The organism is Oscillibacter sp. GMB15532 (assembly GCF_041020825.1).
Classification (GTDB): Bacteria; Bacillota; Clostridia; order Oscillospirales; family Oscillospiraceae; genus Oscillibacter.
This window is the reverse complement of record NZ_JBEVTO010000016.1, coordinates 1-1,187: the sequence shown is the minus strand read 5'-3', so window position 1 is coordinate 1,187 and position 1,187 is coordinate 1. Positions and strand designations below refer to the sequence as shown.

Sequence of the window (1,187 nt, the reverse complement as noted above, 5' to 3'; positions counted from 1 at the left end):
ACCGCAAGCTGCTTCCAGCGCTGCGTGGGCATGGACGCGTTCAACGCCGTGTTCTCCACCACCTTTGAAATCGACGAGGCCCACGGCACCTCCTACCATGAGAACTTCAAGAAGTTCCTCACCATGGTGCAGGACAACGACCTGACCGTGGACGGCGCCATGACCGACCCCAAGGGCGACCGGTCCAAGGCCCCCCACCAGCAGGCTGACCCGGACATGTACCTCCACGTGGTGGAGCGCCGGGACGACGGCATCGTGGTCTGCGGCGCCAAGGTCCACCAGACCGGCTCCGTCAACTCCCACTGGCACATCTTCATGCCCACCATCGCCATGGGTCCCGACGACAAGGACTGGGCCGTGAGCTTTGCCTGTCCCACCGACGTGGAAGGCATGTACATGATCTATGGCCGTCAGTCCTGCGACACCCGCAAGATGGAAAAGGACGCGGACGTGGATCTGGGCAACGCACGCTTCGGCGGCCAGGAGGCCTTGGTGGTTCTGGACCATGTGTTCATCCCCAACGAGTACCTGTTCCTCAACGGCGAGCATGAGTTTGCCGGCATGATGGTGGAGCGCTTTGCCGGGTATCACCGCCAGAGCTACGGCGGCTGCAAGGTCGGCGTGGGCGACGTGGTCATCGGTGCGGCGGCGCTGGCGGCAGAGTACAACGGCGTGGAGAAGGCCAGCGCGGTGAAGGACAAGCTCATCGAGATGACCCACCTCAACGAAACCCTGTATTCCTGCGGAATTGCCTGCTCCTGCGAGGGCTGCCCCACCAAGGCGGGCAACTACCAGATCGACCTCCTGCTTGCCAACGTCTGCAAGCAGAACATCACCCGCTTCCCCTATGAGATCGTGCGTCTGGCGGAGGATATTGCCGGCGGCGCCATGGTCACCCTGCCCTCCGAGACGGACTTCAAGTCCGACACGGTGGTTGGGAACAACGGGGAAACCATCGGAGAAATCTGCCACAAGTTCTTTGCCACCAAGGAAGGCGTATCCGCCGAGGACCGGGCCCGCGTGTTCCGGTTCCTGGAAAACATCTGCCTGGGCTCCGCCGCTGTGGGTTACCGCACGGAATCCATGCACGGTGCGGGTTCTCCCCAGGCACAGCGCGTCATGATTGCTCGTCAGGGCAACATCGAGGCCAAAAAGGAGCTGGCGAAATTTATCGCCGGCATTCAGGA

General features: G+C 62.3%; 1 protein-coding gene. It reads left to right on the top strand.

Annotation, left to right across the window (positions count from 1 at the left end; translation table 11 throughout):
- On the top strand, nt 1-1,187 hold a 1,187-nt coding region (locus tag ABVS15_RS13545; RefSeq protein WP_369284209.1), incomplete at both ends, for a 4-hydroxyphenylacetate 3-hydroxylase family protein.